Origin of the sequence: Autumnicola lenta (assembly GCF_031846515.1) — a bacterium.
Lineage (GTDB): Bacteria > Bacteroidota > Bacteroidia > Flavobacteriales > Flavobacteriaceae > Autumnicola > Autumnicola lenta.
Genome location: NZ_JAVRHO010000003.1, coordinates 197,532 through 217,117, shown reverse-complemented (window position 1 = coordinate 217,117; position 19,586 = coordinate 197,532). Strand labels below are relative to the sequence as shown.

14 protein-coding genes and 1 CRISPR repeat array (1 of these 15 only partly in view) are annotated in these 19,586 nt (G+C 36.1%); of the genes, 1 reads left to right on the top strand and 13 read right to left on the bottom strand.

The genetic code is table 11. From position 1 onward, the window contains the following. A CRISPR array of direct repeats spans positions 1-6,002; the repeat unit is 37 nt; unit sequence GTTTCAATCCTAGTTTCTAATTGGATCAGTCTGGAAG (it extends 2,149 nt beyond the left edge of the window). A gap of 193 nt (positions 6,003-6,195) precedes the next feature. The 12 genes from cas4 to RM545_RS03300 all read right to left on the bottom strand — a co-directional run bounded on the left by cas4 (position 6,196) and on the right by RM545_RS03300 (position 16,916). Continuing rightward, on the bottom strand, positions 6,196-6,771 hold the full coding sequence (gene cas4, locus RM545_RS03355) for a CRISPR-associated protein Cas4 (protein ID WP_311493901.1): 576 nt from the start codon (positions 6,769-6,771) through the stop codon (positions 6,196-6,198). After that, positions 6,771-7,061, bottom strand: a complete 291-nt coding sequence (gene cas2 / locus RM545_RS03350) for a CRISPR-associated endonuclease Cas2 (RefSeq protein ID WP_311493900.1) — start codon at positions 7,059-7,061, stop codon at positions 6,771-6,773. The genes cas4 and cas2 overlap by 1 nt, the downstream gene beginning before the upstream one ends. Positions 7,062-7,063: 2 nt before the next feature. Further along, the gene (gene cas1 / locus RM545_RS03345) at positions 7,064-8,056 is read right to left on the bottom strand and encodes a CRISPR-associated endonuclease Cas1 (protein WP_311493899.1); all 993 of its coding nucleotides are present in this window, start codon (positions 8,054-8,056) and stop codon (positions 7,064-7,066) included. Next, complete coding sequence (locus tag RM545_RS03340; protein ID WP_311493898.1) at positions 8,056-8,742, bottom strand: CRISPR-associated endonuclease Cas6; 687 nt, start codon at positions 8,740-8,742, stop codon at positions 8,056-8,058. The genes cas1 and RM545_RS03340 overlap by 1 nt, the downstream gene beginning before the upstream one ends. Positions 8,743-8,935: 193 nt before the next feature. Then, on the bottom strand, positions 8,936-11,341 hold the full coding sequence (cas3, locus tag RM545_RS03335) for a CRISPR-associated helicase Cas3' (protein ID WP_311493897.1): 2,406 nt from the start codon (positions 11,339-11,341) through the stop codon (positions 8,936-8,938). Beyond that, positions 11,338-12,099, bottom strand: a complete 762-nt coding sequence (cas5b, locus tag RM545_RS03330; RefSeq protein ID WP_311493896.1) for a type I-B CRISPR-associated protein Cas5b — start codon at positions 12,097-12,099, stop codon at positions 11,338-11,340. Before cas5b ends, cas3 begins: the two co-directional genes overlap by 4 nt. Further along, positions 12,089-13,006, bottom strand: coding sequence for a type I-B CRISPR-associated protein Cas7/Csh2 (gene cas7b, locus RM545_RS03325; protein WP_311493895.1), 918 nt, complete (start codon positions 13,004-13,006; stop codon positions 12,089-12,091). Before cas7b ends, cas5b begins: the two co-directional genes overlap by 11 nt. Before the next feature lie 22 nt (positions 13,007-13,028). Further along, entirely contained in the window at positions 13,029-13,448 is a 420-nt protein-coding gene (locus RM545_RS03320) for a TM1802 family CRISPR-associated protein (RefSeq protein WP_311493894.1), read from the bottom strand. Positions 13,449-13,459: 11 nt separating this feature from the next. Further along, complete coding sequence (locus RM545_RS03315; RefSeq protein WP_311493893.1) at positions 13,460-14,869, bottom strand: TM1802 family CRISPR-associated protein; 1,410 nt, start codon at positions 14,867-14,869, stop codon at positions 13,460-13,462. Positions 14,870-15,454: 585 nt separating this feature from the next. Next, complete coding sequence (locus tag RM545_RS03310) at positions 15,455-16,204, bottom strand: hypothetical protein (RefSeq protein ID WP_311493892.1); 750 nt, start codon at positions 16,202-16,204, stop codon at positions 15,455-15,457. Positions 16,205-16,216: 12 nt separating this feature from the next. After that, positions 16,217-16,495 (bottom strand): helix-turn-helix domain-containing protein, encoded by a 279-nt coding sequence (locus RM545_RS03305; protein WP_311493891.1) that lies wholly within the window; start codon positions 16,493-16,495, stop codon positions 16,217-16,219. 64 nt (positions 16,496-16,559) lie between these two features. Beyond that, positions 16,560-16,916, bottom strand: a complete 357-nt coding sequence (locus RM545_RS03300) for a BfmA/BtgA family mobilization protein (RefSeq protein ID WP_311493890.1) — start codon at positions 16,914-16,916, stop codon at positions 16,560-16,562. Between the two features lie 1,020 nt (positions 16,917-17,936). On the opposite strand from RM545_RS03300, the gene RM545_RS03295 reads away from it, so the two are divergent. After that, entirely contained in the window at positions 17,937-18,896 is a 960-nt protein-coding gene (locus tag RM545_RS03295) for a helix-turn-helix transcriptional regulator (protein ID WP_311493889.1), read from the top strand. 100 nt (positions 18,897-18,996) lie between these two features. On the opposite strand, the gene RM545_RS03290 is transcribed toward RM545_RS03295, so the two are convergent. Continuing rightward, complete coding sequence (locus RM545_RS03290) at positions 18,997-19,488, bottom strand: DinB family protein (protein ID WP_311493888.1); 492 nt, start codon at positions 19,486-19,488, stop codon at positions 18,997-18,999. Positions 19,489-19,586: the final 98 nt, after the last annotated feature.

The following is a 19,586-nucleotide window of genomic DNA, read 5'->3' as shown; positions in this document are numbered from 1 at the left end:
AGGGAATTCAAAATACTCTGAGAAGATCCATTACTGAGTTTCAATCCTAGTTTCTAAATGGATCTGTCTGGAAGTTCCTAAGTTTATGCGGCACATAGTAAGTGTCAGTAAGTTTCAATCCTAGTTTCTAAATGGATCTGTCTGGAAGTTATCCCACGCGTGGGCAGGGAACGTTACCAGGAACGTTTCAATCCTAGTTTCTAAATGGATCTGTCTGGAAGAGTAAGCCGCGTTCTTTTTGGTTTGGAATGGACCTGAGTTTCAATCCTAGTTTCTAAATGGATCTGTCTGGAAGCTGTAGGATCTTATGTTGCAGCAAACATCAACGCAGTGTTTCAATCCTAGTTTCTAAATGGATCTGTCTGGAAGCGTAGACGATAAGATGTATCCATCTGCTGACGGCAAGTTTCAATCCTAGTTTCTAAATGGATCTGTCTGGAAGAACATTTAAATAATGTTGTGGTATTTCAGAATCAGTGTTTCAATCCTAGTTTCTAATTGGATCAGTCTGGAAGCCAAACTTTGCGCATACGTGCTTTTGGAGTTCAGTTGTTTCAATCCTAGTTTCTAATTGGATCAGTCTGGAAGTTGCGATATCTGGAATGCCACTGGCATACGTTTCAAGTTTCAATCCTAGTTTCTAATTGGATCAGTCTGGAAGAGTGATCTGTGGTCGTTCCTTCTTCTTCTACGATATGTTTCAATCCTAGTTTCTCAATGGATCAGTCTGGAAGAAAATAACAACTCAGGGAAAATTACAACACTAGGAGTTTCAATCCTAGTTTCTAATTGAATCAGTCTGAAAGCTTTGCGTTGGGACAACGAGGAATTGCCAAATCGGTGTTTCAATCCTAGTTTCTAATTGGATCAGTCTGGAAGTTGAAGAAAACAACCTGTGGAGAATGTGCCACCAGGGTTTCAATCCTAGTTTCTAATTGGATCAGTCTGGAAGTCAACTTCCTGACTTATTCCATCCAGGGAAAAAAACACACGTTTCAATCCTAGTTTCTAAATGGATCTGTCTGGAAGGAGATTTTGTGGTACTTAAGAAATCCGGGGCAACCCGTTTCAATCCTAGTTTCTTGATGGATTATTCTGGAAGGGAAGCCAAAGGCTGATTTTATGGCCGCCTGGATGAACCAGTTTCAATCCTAGTTTCTTGATGGATTATTCTGGAAGCTGCTTCTTGCAGGGCTACACTCTCCAGGCTGGAAAGTTTCAATCCTAGTTTCTTGATGGATTATTCTGGAAGATAATTCTTTAGGTCCTTTTCTACATAGAAAGAACGGTTTCAATCCTAGTTTCTTGATGGATTATTCTGGAAGCTCGTTATTTCGAATCTATCTATGCCCACTTTGGAGGTTTCAATCCTAGTTTCTCAATGGATAAGTCTGGAAGACCGGGATCTACGGTGGGTTTACCGTTTTTCCGTGGAAGTTTCAATCCTAGTTTCTCAATGGATAAGTCTGGAAAAGTGCCCCAAACTCTCGCCTTGTTCGAACTCGTTTTGTTTCAATCCTAGTTTCTCAATGGATAAGTCTGGAAGAAAAAGCCTATCCCTTCAGATGTAGCACCAAAATTGGTTTCAATCCTAGTTTCTCAATGGATAAGTCTGGAAGGCTCAGTTCCATAATTTCGTAAGTCCAAAACCTAAGTTTCAATCCTAGTTTCTCAATGGATAAGTCTGGAAGGGATGACCAGGAAGAGGGATTAATGGGCTATTACAAGTTTCAATCCTAGTTTCTCAATGGATAAGTCTGGAAGCGTAGAGCAGATGACTGGAATAAGAGACCTGGGAACGTTTCAATCCTAGTTTCTAATTGGATCAGTCTGGAAGAGGGGGAGCAATGTATGCACCTGGCAGAACCAGTAAGTTTCAATCCTAGTTTCTAATTGGATCAGTCTGGAAGTTGATTAAGGTTAATGGCTGTAGGGGGCCGGATTGATGTTTCAATCCTAGTTTCTAATTGGATCAGTCTGGAAGGAACTCCAAAACCTACAAGTGGCATGAAATACAAACGTTTCAATCCTAGTTTCTAATTGGATCAGTCTGGAAGAGACCTACAATGATAGTGATGAGAAGACCTTACTATGTTTCAATCCTAGTTTCTAATTGGATCAGTCTGGAAGAATATCAAAGATAGTAAATAATGGAAGATCTACTAGGTTTCAATCCTAGTTTCTCAATGGATAAGTCTGGAAGCCAGTTTAAATTGTCGTTAATTAAGTTCATATCAATGTTTCAATCCTAGTTTCTCAATGGATAAGTCTGGAAGGTAAACTGTTCTTCCATTCTGCTATATCTTGAGTTTGTTTCAATCCTAGTTTCTCAATGGATAAGTCTGGAAGTTCAAATCTTCAGGCTCCAGGTCCAGCATATCTTCAGTTTCAATCCTAGTTTCTCAATGGATAAGTCTGGAAGAATAAGCCCTGTTTTCTGCATATAACTGCATCTCGGGTTTCAATCCTAGTTTCTCAATGGATAAGTCTGGAAGTCACCTTTAGAGCCTATATATTCAGAACCTTTATGAGTTTCAATCCTAGTTTCTCAATGGATAAGTCTGGAAGGAGCTGCTGATGAAATGCAGTTTATCTTCAAAGCAAGTTTCAATCCTAGTTTCTCAATGGATAAGTCTGGAAGCTTTACAATGTTGTCATACCCAAACTTCATATCCACGTTTCAATCCTAGTTTCTCAATGGATAAGTCTGGAAGCAAGGTTAGCGAAGGTTTGAGAAGCTATATCTCGTTGTTTCAATCCTAGTTTCTCAATGGATAAGTCTGGAAGTAGAAGATAGATTATTAAAAATTGCCTTCCAACCAAGTTTCAATCCTAGTTTCTCAATGGATAAGTCTGGAAGGAAATAAGCTATTAATGATCCCAATGCCACGACTACGTTTCAATCCTAGTTTCTCAATGGATAAGTCTGGAAGACCTCTCAAAACCTTATATATCCTTTCGGGACGTTGTTTCAATCCTAGTTTCTCAATGGATAAGTCTGGAAGTGGCGGCCATGAAAATTAGCGCGCCATTCTCATAAGGTTTCAATCCTAGTTTCTAATTGGATCAGTCTGGAAGAATTATTCAATATAATAGCTGTACAGGCTATGAGGGTTTCAATCCTAGTTTCTAATTGGATCAGTCTGGAAGATGATTATATCAATCTATTACAGGATCACAAAATAAGTTTCAATCCTAGTTTCTAATTGGATCAGTCTGGAAGGCAGTGTCCTGGCGAAATAGAGATAACCCATAAGCGGTTTCAATCCTAGTTTCTAATTGGATCAGTCTGGAAGAGGGCATTACCTGGACGGCTTCAAACCGATAGAGTAGTTTCAATCCTAGTTTCTAATTGGATCAGTCTGGAAGTTGGTAGTAGGAGCCTGAGCAGCTTTTTCAACTGCGGTTTCAATCCTAGTTTCTAATTGGATCAGTCTGGAAGAGAAAAAGTTTCAAATGCTTTTAACGAAGGAATAATGTTTCAATCCTAGTTTCTAATTGGATCAGTCTGGAAGCAAAAATACGGACAGTTGTTTTCTAATTGGGAGATGTTTCAATCCTAGTTTCTAATTGGATCAGTCTGGAAGATTACCTCCTGCTGTCGTAAAAAGACGGGATTCTTGGTTTCAATCCTAGTTTCTAATTGGATCAGTCTGGAAGTCCAAATTCTTTTTGTGTTAGATCAGACAACTTGCGGTTTCAATCCTAGTTTCTAATTGGATCAGTCTGGAAGTTCGCTCCCGTCCTGGTACCCAATCTTGAAATTATCGTTTCAATCCTAGTTTCTAATTGGATCAGTCTGGAAGTCAAACATTTGTCAATAGCCTTTTCAGTATCGACGTGTTTCAATCCTAGTTTCTAATTGGATCAGTCTGGAAGCGGCCTTTTTTCTCCCTGGCATCCATCCAGGAGAAGGTTTCAATCCTAGTTTCTAATTGGATCAGTCTGGAAGTGCGGCTCTGAATACTGTTTTTTATCCAATACGATCTGTTTCAATCCTAGTTTCTAATTGGATCAGTCTGGAAGTATATAACGCGCGATCTATTCTTTCTCTCAAGGGGAAGTTTCAATCCTAGTTTCTAATTGGATCAGTCTGGAAGTTAACGGCTTTGAAGAATGAAATAGGAAAAGAGCCGAGTTTCAATCCTAGTTTCTAATTGGATCAGTCTGGAAGCCTCAAGGTCGTTGAGAGTATTGATCCGTCTTTTTCGTTTCAATCCTAGTTTCTAATTGGATCAGTCTGGAAGGGAAATGGAAACCACATGGGTAGGCCAGATCTACAAGTTTCAATCCTAGTTTCTAATTGGATCAGTCTGGAAGAGAGATCTAGAGCCTAGACTTTTTCGTTGTGTGTTGTGTTTCAATCCTAGTTTCTAATTGGATCAGTCTGGAAGTGTTATCCAGGGAATCCATGGGAAATTTCAAACCTTGGTTTCAATCCTAGTTTCTAATTGGATCAGTCTGGAAGAAGAAACCTACTCCTTCAGAAGTTTGACCAAAATTGGTTTCAATCCTAGTTTCTAATTGGATCAGTCTGGAAGTGGGATATTCGCTTACAGGTTCCTGAGCCTGAAAAGGTTTCAATCCTAGTTTCTAATTGGATCAGTCTGGAAGTCCACTTTTGCGAAATACCATCGATGTTGAAGTCTGGTTTCAATCCTAGTTTCTAATTGGATCAGTCTGGAAGGTAACCAATCCTTCAGTAATGGCATTAATAAACTGAGTTTCAATCCTAGTTTCTAATTGGATCAGTCTGGAAGCAAGCGCCGGGAAGATCGCCTTGCAAATACAGCTCTGTTTCAATCCTAGTTTCTAATTGGATCAGTCTGGAAGATTTTCAGTTACTACGGTGATGATGCCGCCAGTAGCGTTTCAATCCTAGTTTCTAATTGGATCAGTCTGGAAGCTGAAACTGAAGGTGGCGTGTTACCAGAGGAGAATGGTTTCAATCCTAGTTTCTAATTGGATCAGTCTGGAAGCTACACTCGGTGTGTAAGTAAAACTACCATCAGAGTGTTTCAATCCTAGTTTCTAATTGGATCAGTCTGGAAGAATTCATTATCTCCAACTACAGGAGGCTCATTTTCGGTTTCAATCCTAGTTTCTAATTGGATCAGTCTGGAAGGAAGAAGGTTACAATGCAAAGAAAAGTAAGCTAGGGTTTCAATCCTAGTTTCTAATTGGATCAGTCTGGAAGGGTTTTGGTTTTTGTGATTATAAACCCTCTCGATATGTTTCAATCCTAGTTTCTAATTGGATCAGTCTGGAAGTAACTATATTATTTTCATCACAACCACAATCACATAGTTTCAATCCTAGTTTCTAATTGGATCAGTCTGGAAGGTTATCTCGAAGAAAGAAACGAACTGAATACAAAGTGTTTCAATCCTAGTTTCTAATTGGATCAGTCTGGAAGTGAACCGGTACCTGAAGGGGCATATGATAAGCCAAAGTTTCAATCCTAGTTTCTAATTGGATCAGTCTGGAAGCTTTCGGGCTGGTAGGCCTTATCGTTATTGAGAATTAGTTTCAATCCTAGTTTCTAATTGGATCAGTCTGGAAGCAAATGGCGCATCAAAGGTCATTTCACCGGTATAGTGTTTCAATCCTAGTTTCTAATTGGATCAGTCTGGAAGTTAAAAGGAACCTGGTCAGTTCTCATATACTGCTCAGTTTCAATCCTAGTTTCTAATTGGATCAGTCTGGAAGTGGGAATCTGAAAGTGTTATTCGGTTGGAACCATTCGTTTCAATCCTAGTTTCTAATTGGATCAGTCTGGAAGCCGAATTATCATCACCTACGCCAAAAATCGTATCTCGTTTCAATCCTAGTTTCTAATTGGATCAGTCTGGAAGAAATAGTGCATATTTTCAACAAAAAGTGAGGTTTTTGGTTTCAATCCTAGTTTCTAATTGGATCAGTCTGGAAGGATGGTGGGTTAGTCTTTTTTCATTTTGGTATAAAAGTTTCAATCCTAGTTTCTAATTGGATCAGTCTGGAAGTCGATTCCTTCCAAAAATTTAATATTTAAAGTGCGTTGCACTTGATTTGCAATTCCTAATTCTATATTTTTCAATATGTCAAAGAACTGAATTTGAAGCTTTTTTGAGACTTCTCCGTATTGGTAATTCTTTATTATTGCTAACATCAGCACTAATTTTGAAGTTAAGAAAAATAAATTGCTATCCGGACTTGCTATTTTATACAAATGTTCCGGTAGGTACAATTTAAGCATCTTTTCTTAACCTTTGTGGCTTTGGGAAATTTATTTTCCTGGATTACTTCAAGCATTTCATCCATGCTTTTTTTGATTTCAGCCTTGGCATTTTCTTTAATTTCTACTTCAACCAATTTGTTTTTACTGCGGGTATACACCAAAAAGCCCTTTTCTACTTTTCCGCCAAAAACGGCTTCTATTAAAATGGCATAGCAATAAAGTTGCTGCCGATAGGTATCATAGATTTTATCTTTCCACTGCGCAAACTTGTAATCCAGGGGAGCATAGGTGCCGTCATTCAATTGCAATACTTCATCTACCTTTCCTCTTAACCCTTCAATTCCTAAATATTGATCTGTCCATTTTTCAGTAACTCCAATCTTTTTTCTCAGGTATTCCTTGTTACGTTCCAATTTTTCGTTGTGGACTTCGCGGCCCCTGTTTACTTTGTAGAATTTTTCTTCATACTGCGGAATCCGAAGAACATATTCAAAGTAAGTGTATCGCGGACAGTAGAGGTACTCTATAATTTGAGACGGATAAAAACTCTGCATTAGAAAAAGAGGGCTTTTACTTCATCGGTTACCATTTTCTCATCAAATGCCTGCCCCAACATACTGCAGTCTTTCAGCTGCTCCTTATTCATCCTGAAAAGATAGACCTTGTCTGTATCTTCATTTATAACTTTTTCAATTTGCAGCTCCAGGCTATCTTTTTCGTTTGCACTGAGAGTACCAAGGAAACAAGAATACTGGACCCTGTACAATCCGGCTTTTTTGCAAGCCTTGGAAACAAAATTCCGCGCACTGTTATTCTTTATGTCATATAAAACCCAGGTGATCATCCTTACCTTATTAACTGGTTTGCAAAATTGTGAGCTTCGAGCTGCACCGCATTCAAACGGGTTTGTAACCGTCCTTTATATCGGATTTTTTCACTGTCCAAAAATTCGAGATATGGGGAAACAAAAAAGGCTTTTCCTTCCGTATTGAGAGAAACACCCGCGGTTGAACTGTCAAAGAAGGTTTTATTGATCTTTTTCCCGGTAAACAGTCTGAACACAAAACGATCTGCATAAATCCGGTAGGGTTCAATATAATCAAATACCAGGCTTTTAGTATTGTAATCGTCCCGGTGCATAAACCCTACAAAAGGATCCAGTCCTGCAAGCATTAGGGAACGTTCTATACGGCTGTAAAGAATTCCGTAGGCATAATTGAGCATTGCATTGAATTCATCTTGTGCAGGGCGAAAGCTCCTTCCTTTAAACGCAAAGGCTTCTGGCATACATTCTGAAAGTGCTTCAAAGTAATACCTTCCCGCGGAACCTTCCCAACCCCTAAGGGATTCTGCTACTTCTGAAACAGTTCCTGCTTTAGCATTGTTAATTTTTTCACGGAAATTCAGAATTGCCGCTATTTTTTCATCCAGAAATACGTGTAGGTTTTTGCGGTGCTTTTTTAGATCATTCAGGAAATCAGATTGATTTTCCAATTTTTGGCAGAGCCATGATTTTATCCAAATCAGGCCATCTTCATTTAATGAGGCAACGAGCTGTTGTTTCCTAATCTTTGTTGTACTTCCTAATTTACTGTGCCAAAAACGGCCCATGGGGTGTCCGTCATTTTCTACAACTACAATGTCTATGTTGTGTTTTAGCGCCAAAGCAATGGCATCGGTGCTTAGAGCCGCACCTTTAGACATAATAAAACTTGTGATTTTATGAGCGGCGATATGATTGACTTTAACAGGCCGCTTTTTATCTTCACGGACTTTTATCTGAAACATTTCATCTTTTACATGAACATAAGTTCCATATGTGTTTATAAAGATCTGCATTAAATTCTTTTAATACTTCCGAAGCCCCGTGAGACAGATTTACCAAGACCAATTTCATCCGGAAGTAGTGCATTTACAATAAACTTTCCTGAAAAAGCTATCATTTTATTTTCTTTGAAGTTGGTGCTTTTTTCCTGAACATCCACTTTAGCCATTAAACGTTCTGTGGGTTGAAGTTCAACTCCTGTATTCCTGAAAAAACTTAGAATATGTCCTACAAGAATGCTATTGAGCATATCGTCTTTTTCTTTTTTGGATTTTAAATCCTGATATCTCGGATAATTTTTTTGATTTAAAGCCATCCAGAGAGTAGTAAATTGATATTCGTTCAAAGAATCGCTAAATCCTGTTTCTACCTTTTTACATTCAATGTTTTTAGTGTCTACAGGATATTGTTCCCCATCGATATCAATAACTTTTATTTTAAGGAAAAGCTTTGGAAGAAGGTCGGCACCTTCATTAATGCCTATTAGCGTGGGAATTTTATTGAGTACTTTATACTGAATTTCGGGATACCTGTACCTGAAGCGACCGTCTTCATAGTGGTTGTGCAATACAGGCGAATGTTCTTTAAATAAATTTCCGAAGTAGCCGCGCAATTTATGCGCATCACGGGTTTGCAGTTTAATTTCCGGAAATTTAATTTGCGTAATTTGAAGTTGTTGCGTGGTGGTAATGTTGGTCATAAAATTTCCTTGTTTTAGTGGAAGATCAAGAGCTATGAAGGATTCATCGATTCTACATTCTTAATATGCTTAAAATCTTTAATGTTGGCGGTAGCCAATGATAATTCAAGCGTTCTTTATCATTTCCTGAAATATTGATTTCCATAGCATTATGGTTTTTTTGATGTACTAAAGATAAGGAAAAAGGTCTTCTTTAGAAGGTTAGAACCTCTATCCCGTCAAAAATATATCCCTCTTTGTTAGCACTAAAGTCTGCATTACGGTTATATATTGGCTTTGGCTGTTCTTCTATATCTATATAGTAGAACCCATAATTTGGTTCTAATGGAAGTCCAATATCTTCTTCCTGGAAAGGAATGTTGATGTTAATTACGTAATCATAGAATTCAGCCTTTATTGAGGCAAAAGCTTTTTTCTTTTCAAAAACATCTATTTTCTCTTCTTCTTTAATTGCTATAAATTTACTCCAAGCTTTTTTTGCTTTTTCATTTAGTCCAATAAAAATTGATTCTGATTTTGTATCTTCAATTAGTTGAAAATTCCCAGTTTCTTCAAAATTTAACGCTAATAAGCTTTTCAGGTAATTATTTTCAGAATAAACAGAAAGATCCTTTACCTGTTCAAAATAGCGCTGTATTAATTGCAAATATTCCTTTTCTTCAATAGTATCAAAATCCTTTAAAACATTCTCTGTTTTCTTGATTAAATCAGCGCCATAGATAAAACCGGTTACTTTTTCCAATTCCTCAATTTTATAGAGATATACTTCGCTTACTTCTCCCTTTTCATCATATCTATTAGCCCTTCCAGCTGCCTGAATAATAGAATCCAATGGAGCAAGTGCTCTAAAAACAGTATCCACAGAAATGTCAACGCCCGCTTCAACCAGTTGTGTGCTTACAATTATTTGCCGTTTACCATTTTTCTCTGACTTTATTTTATCAATAATTTTCTTCCTTTCAAAAGGAGTAATTAAGGTTGTCAAATAAAAAATCTCATTTTCTTCATTTTCAAAACTTCTATAAATATTCCGGTAGGTTTCCAGGGTTGTCTTTTTTGTGTTTAAAATTATTAAAACATCCTTTTTATGGTTATCCAAACAGTATTCAATTATGACTTCAGTAAATTCATCTAACGAAATAGATTCTTTTGTTTTATTTACAAGTCTTGTTCGGTTAAAGAATGAAAAATAGTGTTGATGATTTTCCACTAATTCAGTGATTTCTTCTTCTGGTTTAAAGATTAACGGTTGTGTGGCAGACATTAAAATAATATAGCAATTCAGATGCTCTGCAATAGAGAAAAATGCCTGGCGGATAATTTCCCAAAGTGGGTGTGGGATTTGTTGGACTTCATCCAAAATAATCACGGAATTAGATAAAGCGGAAAATTTAAGTAGCTTAGTTTTGTTATTGGTTATTAGGCATTCCAATAGCTGTACAAATGTTGTCACCACCACAGAACTTTGCCAGGTTTCTATTAAATATTGGCTTTCTTCAGAATCACGAACAGCATCTTCAGTTTCTTTATAACTAGGTTCGGCTAAATGGTGATGTTTCAAAAGCAATGAGTTATTAGGATCATTAAAAACCTCTCGATAAACTTCATAATTTTGGTCGATTATGCTGGTAAATGGAATGGCTATAATAATTTTCCCCTCCTTTAGTTTTGCTAATTCTTTTAATTTTAATGCAGCTCCAAGAGAGGTGAGTGTTTTCCCCAAACCCGTAGGTAGCGTAATAGAATAAAAATGAATGGAAGCTTCAAATTTATTTTCTAAAGATGCTATGACTGAAAAATAAGCTTCATTTTTGAGGTTATTAATACTCGTGGAAGGCTTATTAAAGCCCTTATCTTCGCGGAAGGCAGTTAAATATTTTAAGTCGAGTTGCTCAATTTTCGGAAACTTTCCAGCCAGGATGACATCAGATTTATCTGAAAACAATAAGGCTCCAAACATCCATAAGAAAAGATAATAGGCTTCGGATTTTTTAGAATTTTCCCATTTTTTCTGGAAATTGAGTGTATAAAATTCGATGAGTTCAAAACGCGTTTCTTTATTGAATCCATCATTCTCAAACCAATTTACGAAATTATCCCAGTCTACAGAAATTTCAAGTTTTTCATTCCCTACTTGGATAATTTCTTGAATAGCTTCTTTATCTATGGATTTAAATTGCTTCAATAAATCCTCCTTAAAATGCTCAATGCCTAATTCAGTTTTAAAGTTGCCAAGATTACCGTGATGTCTTCTTACAACAATAAAGCAAATCACGCTTAGCAAAAACCTCTCATCTTTAGTAAGCCCACTTTCTTTTAAGTATTGTTGGGCAACATAAAACACAAAAACAGCTGAAGGAAGAGAATGATTTTTTAAACTATTATGGGGCTTATCCGGATTATGCAGATAATTTTGAAAATAAGAAGTAGCCTTTCCTAAATCGTGATAAAAGCCGCAAATAAAAAGCAAATCGGCTTTGACTTTTTTATCGAAACCAAAACTTGTGGTATTTCCATTGGCAATTCTTGAGCAGTTTTTCGCAACTTCTTTTAGATGATTGACCAGTGGAATTCCTGGATGCGACTCAATATTTTTCATAGGAATTGTATATTTCCTTCATTTTTGATGGTAAAGGAATTTTTATTCGGCATTGCCCTTACGCTGTCGCCATTCATCTCTACCAAAATTTCCCCGTAGCGTCTAATTATTCTATCAATTTGCATATCTAGTGGAAAAGTCTCAACCTGAAAAACACGTTCTTTTATAAAGTCAACATCAATGGAAGTTTTTTCCGATTGGATTTCTGAAAGGTTGATAGCCGTATTAAAATCTATATAATCCTTTTCAGAAATTTCAATTAACTCCTTTTCTCCTATAAATTCCACATTTGCAGTCATTTGACTAATGCCCAAATAAGGATTGAAATGAAATCTCTTATTTTGTAAGCGTTCGGTCAATTCACTTTTTAGATGATGATCCCAGCTCAGATAAATTCTGAACTTTGGATCTTTTAAAAGTTCATATTCAATTTGGGTTCTATTTGTTACATTGAAAAACGATTGGTAGGAGCCTGTATCTAAAAGATTAAATCCAATATTTACTTTCTTTATTTCTGAAAGAGGTCTTACTGCGACCAAAGCATTTTTACTGGAGAAAACTTCTCTTAAGTGTTCTGTTCCTTCTCTAATTTTATTATGAGAATCTTCTCGCTCTATACCCAAAACTGCTCCTAAAAGTCCAAAAATGGCTGAAGGTGTTGGAATACTATAAGTTAACGGAGAAGTCGTGGTATTGAATTTTCTAAAATGTCCATATTCCCCAGAAACATCGAATATGAGAACTGTTTTAGAAATCATTTACCTGATATGTTTTGTTTTCTAAATTATATGTTTCGCCATTGTTTAAAAATTCTAATCGGCTGTCGATCTGCACTTCAATAGATTCAATTTTATCTTTTTGAGCTTTAATTTCTTTAAGTAAGCCGGTAAGGTCCACTTTATAATCTTCGGTACTTCTTATCTGCAAATCACTTTTCTCTGAATTTATTTTTAAACGCTGTCTCAAGCCACCTATGTAGTAAGGTTCGTTGTAATTTACTGTAAATAGCAGCAATGGGTTTTGACCGAATTTTGAGCGAGAAATAAGATTTTTTGTACCGTTCCAAATTCCCTCCAATAGCAATTCCCGATCTGCCGCGGTCATTTTAGTGTATTGTGCAGCTTTTTCATTCACAATTCCATTGAAACCAATGAGCGCATAGGGAATTTTATATTCTGTCCTAAATGTAGTTTGCTTCTTTTTGTCTCCAGAAGCAAAAGCACCTGTTCCCTGCTCAGTAATGATTTCGGTTTGATGCAATGATTTGCCCATTTGAAACTGAACTGGACCGGTATAGGTGAAGGTATCTTTTTTAATTGGCAAAACACCTCCAAAAACACGTACATCGATACAGGTTTCTAATACTTTGTCACTACTTTCTTTGAACAATTCAGCCCTTCGTGAACCAGATGAAATATATTCTTCTTTACCGTCAGAATATTTTGTTTCTCTCACAAAAATATCCTTTTCATCAGAGCCATTATAACCTTTATATTCAAACCAATAATCTCTTATAGTTCTTTTTAAACGTACATCTGAAACAAGAACTTTGTTCTCTTCACTATCAAATCGTGGGCGATTTTCATTTAAAGGATCACCATTTGGGTTTGCATTTTCAATTTCGTATAAGAACAAAATTTCTGAGCGATTTCTAATTTCTGCCATTATAGTTATTTTTGGTTGTTTACTATGATTTAAATTTTCTTCCTAGTTCAAGTCCGCATACAAAATTGAATGAGATTTCCTGATTAGACATTTTTTCGATCTCTCTTTTATTGGTTTTTAGCTTACCAGCAATAAACTCACGGAGATCTTTATAGGTATTCTGATATGAATACTGATTTACTTTTTCTACTGCTTCCGTGTAAATCCGCTCAACATCTCTCGATGTAATATGCAATCCCTTTAGTTTTTTTTCAAATGGTGTACTTCCCAGATTCGCCTGTTGCATACTGAACACCAAGTGAACAAGAACACCAAGGCTAAAAATTCCGGAAGATGCATCTTGTTTTACAAGATCCTCGTTTTCTGAGATGAAGCTTTTCAGCTTTTCAAAATCAAAGGAAACTTTTTTACTGATTTCTTCTTTTTCTTCTTCGGTTACCATAGTTCTAATATTTAATTACCATAATTGATTAAATTGAGTTCAGCAAAATAGCTTTGAAGTAGATAGCACTTAGCAATCAATAAATCCCCATTTTCCACAAATCCTTCATTGTTGGCTTTTTTAATATAATTTGCTCGTATAACTGTCATAAAGCGTTTATGTAGCTCCTTTTCATTTATTTTTCTTCCCATAAATATCTTATAGGTCATTTCATAAAAATTATCCTCAAAAAATTGTTTGATTAATCTAAAACTAAAACGTAAATCCTGTTTTTGTTTTTTCTTGAAGTGGTAATCTACATTTTTAAAAAGGGGGTTATTATTTACAATTTTTGGTACTTCAATAAATAATTTCCTAAACCGGGAAGGTGGAATCTCCTCCAGCATCATCTTTATTTTAATAGCTTTGGTTGTTTGGTTTTCTTCAAAAAATAAGAGATTCAATGTGAATACATTGTTATTGATTTCACCAATCCTTTCCATCAAAAAATCCTCAGATGAGGAAATAGATTCACTATTTTTTATTTGATAATCAATTTCATTAAAAAGGCTCAAAGCATTGCTCAGAGCTTCCGTGTCATTCGGCAGAACAGCTTTGGGAACTAAATAATAACTTTTACCAAAAAAATATTTTTTAAGGTATTTTGATATATAATTTTTTCCCAATTCCATTTCAATAGCACAACTTCCACAAATTGGATAATTTATCCAGTTGTTTTTTTGATTAAAGAAACCGCTTACTGTTCCAGTTTTATCTACAGTACTGTATTTAAAGGGAGAGCCAAAACCGAAAACTTCCGGTTTAGGTTTGTGGCACACACTACATTCTTTGTTTTTTCCTTTGGAAATAACATTATATTTTTTATAATTTCCTTCTATTCCATTTTTAGCAATTAACTGTTGTACCATTTTAAACTCAGAAAGCAGCCTTCTTTTACCCTCAATGTCAATAGTTAAAGTGAATGCGCTATTAAGCTTATCCTGTTTTTCTTGATTGTCATATGCCTTTTGCAATTCATCTTTGATTATATCATGATTTTCAATAAATGAATTCTTCCAATCTTTGAAAAAGAGAACTTTCTCAGGTTCTTCCTTTTCTGATAGTTCAATTAAGTTCGGAAACTGAGTATTAATGAGTGTGTTTAATTTTTTATCTAAATCACCAAATTTGGTCGTAAACGTAATATCACCCCCACGGGCAGAACCTTTCCGATATGCGTACTGAGAAAAGTTTTGCTCATTCACATTTTGAAAATCGATACCTTTGAAGTATATCTTTTCTTCATTTTGCTGGAATTCAATCAGAAGCATTTTACAAACTTTATTAGGATAAGGTTCCTGAGTGAAAAGCTCATAGGGTTTAAGGTCAACATTTTTTTCAAACTCTAGTTTACCTATATCAGTTATTGCTCTGTCTTGCATTTTATATTAAATGTGTATGTTATGCTACTAATTTAAATATATATTTACATTTATAAAAATCTATTCAGAAATTAGATTGAAACTATTAAATGTGTAAGTTTTGTTTTCCAATTTTTAACTAGGATTGCAAATTACCCCCTAGCTCAAATGGACAGAGCAGGACTAACGAAAGTCCAGGTTTCAGGTTCGACTCCTGGCGGGGGATCTTAGTACCCTTAGGAAACCGTAATGATATTCAATATTCCCCTACTGAATAGAGCATTAACCTTAGATGAAAACTCGTAGGGGAATTTTTATCGGAAGGAATTACATATTTACTAAAATTATCTTAATATTCCTACAATAAAACTACTTGCTATTCCATTTGAATTAGACATAGTGCGCATTAGGATATATTCTGGTTTAGCAGCAAATGGTTTTTTAACCATCCCAAAATCAGGACAGGTACGAGACAAGTACTGGTCTAGTGGTGAACCAGCTCTGGGACGGTTCCGCCGCGAAATAAACAAACGCGCTATCGCGCCTAAAAAGGTAAAAAGGCAAGGCTTTCATTTTTTTATTTTTTTCATTCTATAAACCTTTCCTTTATGTTTTCAGTTTTTGCCGCTTTTTAAAAAGAAAAAGAGGTAAAATAGTGTCAATTAACTGAAAACGGTAATTTCCCTGATGGTAAACAATATTGCTCCCTTTATCATTGTACTTTAAACACAGCTCCATGGCTTTTTTATTGGGAACTATGGTTCCGTAATTCTTTCGAACCTCCAGCAAGTTGTGCTTCTTGGCATAATCTTTAAGCCTGGAAGCGGTGGATGCTGAAATCTTAAAGATGTTACAGATCCCTAGAACAGAAAGCGGAGCAGGTGCTTCTTTATAATTAAAGTGAGGGGAGAGAAAATGATAGGTACTGCCTTTTATCTGTACGCTTTTCTTTCTCCTTACTTTTCTCCAGAAGTCCATATGAAGATATCCATAAAGGATTGCCCCTGTAATTGCTTTGATGTTCCTGTACGAATCAAAATCCACCGGAAAAGAAAGCCTTACTCTCCAGTTGTTCTCTCTTCGTATCCTGTCAAAGGATTTGATGATGTAATATCCTGTCTTTGCATTGTACTGTAGCCATCCCTTTTCTACCAGGAATTTAATATAATTCAAAGTAGTTCTTCGGGAGTGGATCTCCTCAGTCAGTTCTAAAAATAGCAGCTCCCCATCATTCAGTCTGGCCTTTCCGCTACGGTAGAGCAGCTTTAAGGACAAAAAGAATTGCAGCTTCTTAGCATAGCCTTTTTGCTGTGCATGTATAAAGAACTCTATGGGAACTGATATTTCCTGATTCATTTTATTAAGAGATTACTTCCTGCTTTTCCTGTGACGGTTTATAAAGTCTTTGATATCCTGTAGCCTGTAATAGATCTTTCCTTTTACCTGTGCATACTCAATAAGCCCTTCTTCCCGCCAGTTCTGGGCTGTTTTAGCACTTATTTTGAACATCTGGATAAAATCAGCATTATCCAGCAGAATGTATCCCGGATCCTGAATCTGCCTGATCCTAAACTCCCTTGTCAGTTGATCGATTTTAGTTTCCAGGGAGTGGATACTAACCATAATCGGATGTGAGGTTTTTTTCATCTTTTTTTTATTTCCATTGACATATTATTTATTACAATCCTAAACCTATTGTGATCAAGAACCTTTAATAATTTTCCTTATCAGGAAATTGTTTTTTTTCCAATAGCAGAGGTTTCTTTTCCGGTGGTTCCAACAGCGCCATGAGCATCCCAGTTGTGGGTTTGGTCTGGGTCTTTTCAATGTCTTTCAAAATGGCGATCACGCCATTGATCCTTTTCTTGATTAAAGTTTCAAGAGTTTGCATCCGGGGACCAAAATCCTCCGTTGGAGCTATCCCGTTGTGTTCAAAAAATTCCAACATCAGCAGCAAAGTCATCGAGTGGGATTTCGAAATTTCTTTGCTGTACTTCCTGAATTTTTTAGCTACAGAGGCTTTGATGCTTATCGTCACGAACCCCTCTTTTTCATATCCTTTATCCATTTTTTAGTAAATTATTTCCCGGTTTTGTTGAGCTACCGGAGGTTTTTAGTTAAAAATCATTGCTGAGGCATATTTTCAAGCTGTTAAGCTATCTTATAATTAATTGAATATCAATTAGTTATAAATAAAAGTGGAATATGTAACAGGGCTCCGCCCGTTACCCTCTTGCTATTCCACTTTTGCCCCCAAAGGGCAAAAATTTAATACCATCCTGCCATAAACCAATACCGGTTTACAGGGCAGGAAATTGCCAATACAAATTCTTTAGATGCGTATTATTGTCAGGAAAGTCAAATCAAAAAATGAGACAATAATACTTTTAAAACTACTGTAGTTCAATAATTTAAAAATACATAAAAGGCTTATTATCAAAGAGGCTACAGCTACTTTTTTCTGTTAAATTAATTTTGAATCCAATTGCCTTTAATTGATATCCATAAACATCATAGAAGAAAATCAACAGCACCAAAGACCATCAAATAATACTAATAAAAAACTTCTATTTACTTTCTATATCCTGAGCGTTTTCCATTTTTTGAGATTTTAGAGGAAAAAAGAGCGAGTTGAATGGATATTTCTTTCATCTATTTACTTCCTGCAGAGCCTTCGCCGTTACCATTTTTGTTGCCTATAAAACATGGGATTTAGAATTAGGATAGGACGTAGTGACAAATATTCAACAAGAGTAGCTCTTACATACCAGTCCGGCTAACTTCTAAATCTCATAACTTCGCATGATTAAAAATGGTAACGCTGGTAAAGGCTCTGGGAGTAGTAGAGCTGAAATGAAAAAAGCGGGTAGTTAGCACAATTAAAAATACGCAGATCAAATCTACGGACGCTTACCTAAAGCTTATGAGGAGAGGAATAAGTTTTAGGTATGGGTCCATGACTTTTTTGACGAAGCGCTTTTCCTGGAATAAAGAGCAGCGGAATGAAAGGAAATGTGGTGGTCCTGTTATTTTTTAGATAATTTCCTAAACGTAAAAATTTCTATATTTATGAGATTATCCTCAATTTATGAGCTTAAATACCCTTAATCGATTTGATCGTATTGTGACGATTCTCATTCAATTGCAATCCAAGCGGATAGTCAAAGCTCAAGAACTAGCCGACAGGTTTGAAGTTAGTTTGCGAACTATTTATCGTGACATCAGAACTCTTGAGACTTCTGGCGTGCCAATTTCCAGTGAAGCCGGAGTCGGGTATTCTATAGTGGACGGATATAGATTGCCACCTGTAATGTTTACTCGTGAAGAAGCTACAAGTTTTGTCGCGGCCGACAAACTGATGCAGAAATTTACCGATAAATCATTGGGGAAACATCATGAATCTGCTATGTATAAGCTTAAATCAATATTACGAAGCGCTGAAAAGGACATGGTTTCTGCTATAGAATCGGGGATAGCGATCAATTCTTCCGATGAACTTTTTAATAAAAATGTTCCCGATGCTTTGGAAATTTTGTTTGAAAGTATTGCTGAAAAGAAACAGGTTTTTCTGCTTTATCACTCGCAGGATTCCAAATTTTCTACCGAACGACAAATTGAACCGGTTGGAATTTTTCATGAAAACCGGCACTGGTATGTCATGGGTTTTTGTCATCTCAGAAATGATTACCGCCAATTTCGAACCGATAGGATACAGAAAATAGTACGTACGGAAATTCCTTTCCAACAAAAACATCTTTCTTTAGATCATTTTCTAAAAGATCCTGCTGCCAAAGAGCATACTAAAATTCGTATTCTTGTAGACAAAGAAGTGGTGAAATACATCGAATCTGACCGGAAATATTATGGTTTTGTTTCTGAAAAAGATTTAGGTAGCCAGTTAGAAATGACTTTTTTTTCCAGGGATTTGGAAGACAGTTTTTCCCGTTGGTACTTAATGTTTGGTGATTTCGCCAAAATCCTGGAGCCGGAGCGATTAAAAACCCGTGTTCGGGAAATAATCAAGAACACAGAAAAAGGAATTCAATAATTAAAAGAAATTAGCAGCCTATAAATAATTCAGGTACGGTTAAATGGCCGTACCTGAATTTCGTTTGTCACAAAGTTTTAAGATAAAATCTTGGTTGTAATTACCTATCCCAAAATGCTGGTGGTTCTATATCTAAAGAGCGCAAGTACACATAACCCTGACCACGGTGATGGATTTCGTTATCGATAAAATAAAAAATGTTTTCCCAAACCTTTCCTTCATATTGTTCAAAAGATTTTATGGTTTCGTGAAAACGTTCCGGTTTTATCTGCGCCCAGTATTTTTCTATTTCAGAGGTAGATTTGTCCCAGGCTCTAAGTAACTCAGCTTTTTTGTTTTGATGATCAAAACTCTCCTGTAATTCAGCAGTTTTATGGGTAGCTATTTCCTTAATTCCAGGACCGGTGACCCCAAGAAGCTCCTGAATCAAATCTGCAAAAGTGCGCATTCCTCCAAGCGAATAACTAAAAAGTTTATCTTCAGGAAATGCTTCAATAGTTCTCCTAGTAAGACGTTGGTGTCCTTTTAGGTGTTCAAGTAACTCCTCTGGTGAAATTACCTGATCTTTTTTGTTGGTGGTTGTTGTCTCCATAATTATTATTTTAAGGTTTAATTAATTTGTTAGATGTAAATGTTTTAAAAAGTAAATTCTTATAATTTTCCGGTTTTGCCAGCAACCTTATTCATTCT

Coding starts and splice junctions, on each gene's coding strand:
- cas1 (WP_311493899.1), bottom strand. CDS start 8,056: ATGCAGATCTTTATAAACACATATGGAACTTATGTTCATGTAAAAGAT.
- cas3 (WP_311493897.1), bottom strand. CDS start 11,341: ATGAAAAATATTGAGTCGCATCCAGGAATTCCACTGGTCAATCATCTA.
- RM545_RS03295 (WP_311493889.1), top strand. CDS start 17,937: ATGAGCTTAAATACCCTTAATCGATTTGATCGTATTGTGACGATTCTC.
- cas5b (WP_311493896.1), bottom strand. CDS start 12,099: ATGATTTCTAAAACAGTTCTCATATTCGATGTTTCTGGGGAATATGGA.
- RM545_RS03315 (WP_311493893.1), bottom strand. CDS start 14,869: ATGCAAGACAGAGCAATAACTGATATAGGTAAACTAGAGTTTGAAAAA.
- cas7b (WP_311493895.1), bottom strand. CDS start 13,006: ATGGCAGAAATTAGAAATCGCTCAGAAATTTTGTTCTTATACGAAATT.
- RM545_RS03305 (WP_311493891.1), bottom strand. CDS start 16,495: ATGAAAAAAACCTCACATCCGATTATGGTTAGTATCCACTCCCTGGAA.
- cas2 (WP_311493900.1), bottom strand. CDS start 7,061: ATGATCACCTGGGTTTTATATGACATAAAGAATAACAGTGCGCGGAAT.
- cas4 (WP_311493901.1), bottom strand. CDS start 6,771: ATGCAGAGTTTTTATCCGTCTCAAATTATAGAGTACCTCTACTGTCCG.
- RM545_RS03320 (WP_311493894.1), bottom strand. CDS start 13,448: ATGGTAACCGAAGAAGAAAAAGAAGAAATCAGTAAAAAAGTTTCCTTT.
- RM545_RS03290 (WP_311493888.1), bottom strand. CDS start 19,488: ATGGAGACAACAACCACCAACAAAAAAGATCAGGTAATTTCACCAGAG.
- RM545_RS03300 (WP_311493890.1), bottom strand. CDS start 16,916: ATGGATAAAGGATATGAAAAAGAGGGGTTCGTGACGATAAGCATCAAA.
- RM545_RS03310 (WP_311493892.1), bottom strand. CDS start 16,204: ATGAATCAGGAAATATCAGTTCCCATAGAGTTCTTTATACATGCACAG.
- RM545_RS03340 (WP_311493898.1), bottom strand. CDS start 8,742: ATGACCAACATTACCACCACGCAACAACTTCAAATTACGCAAATTAAA.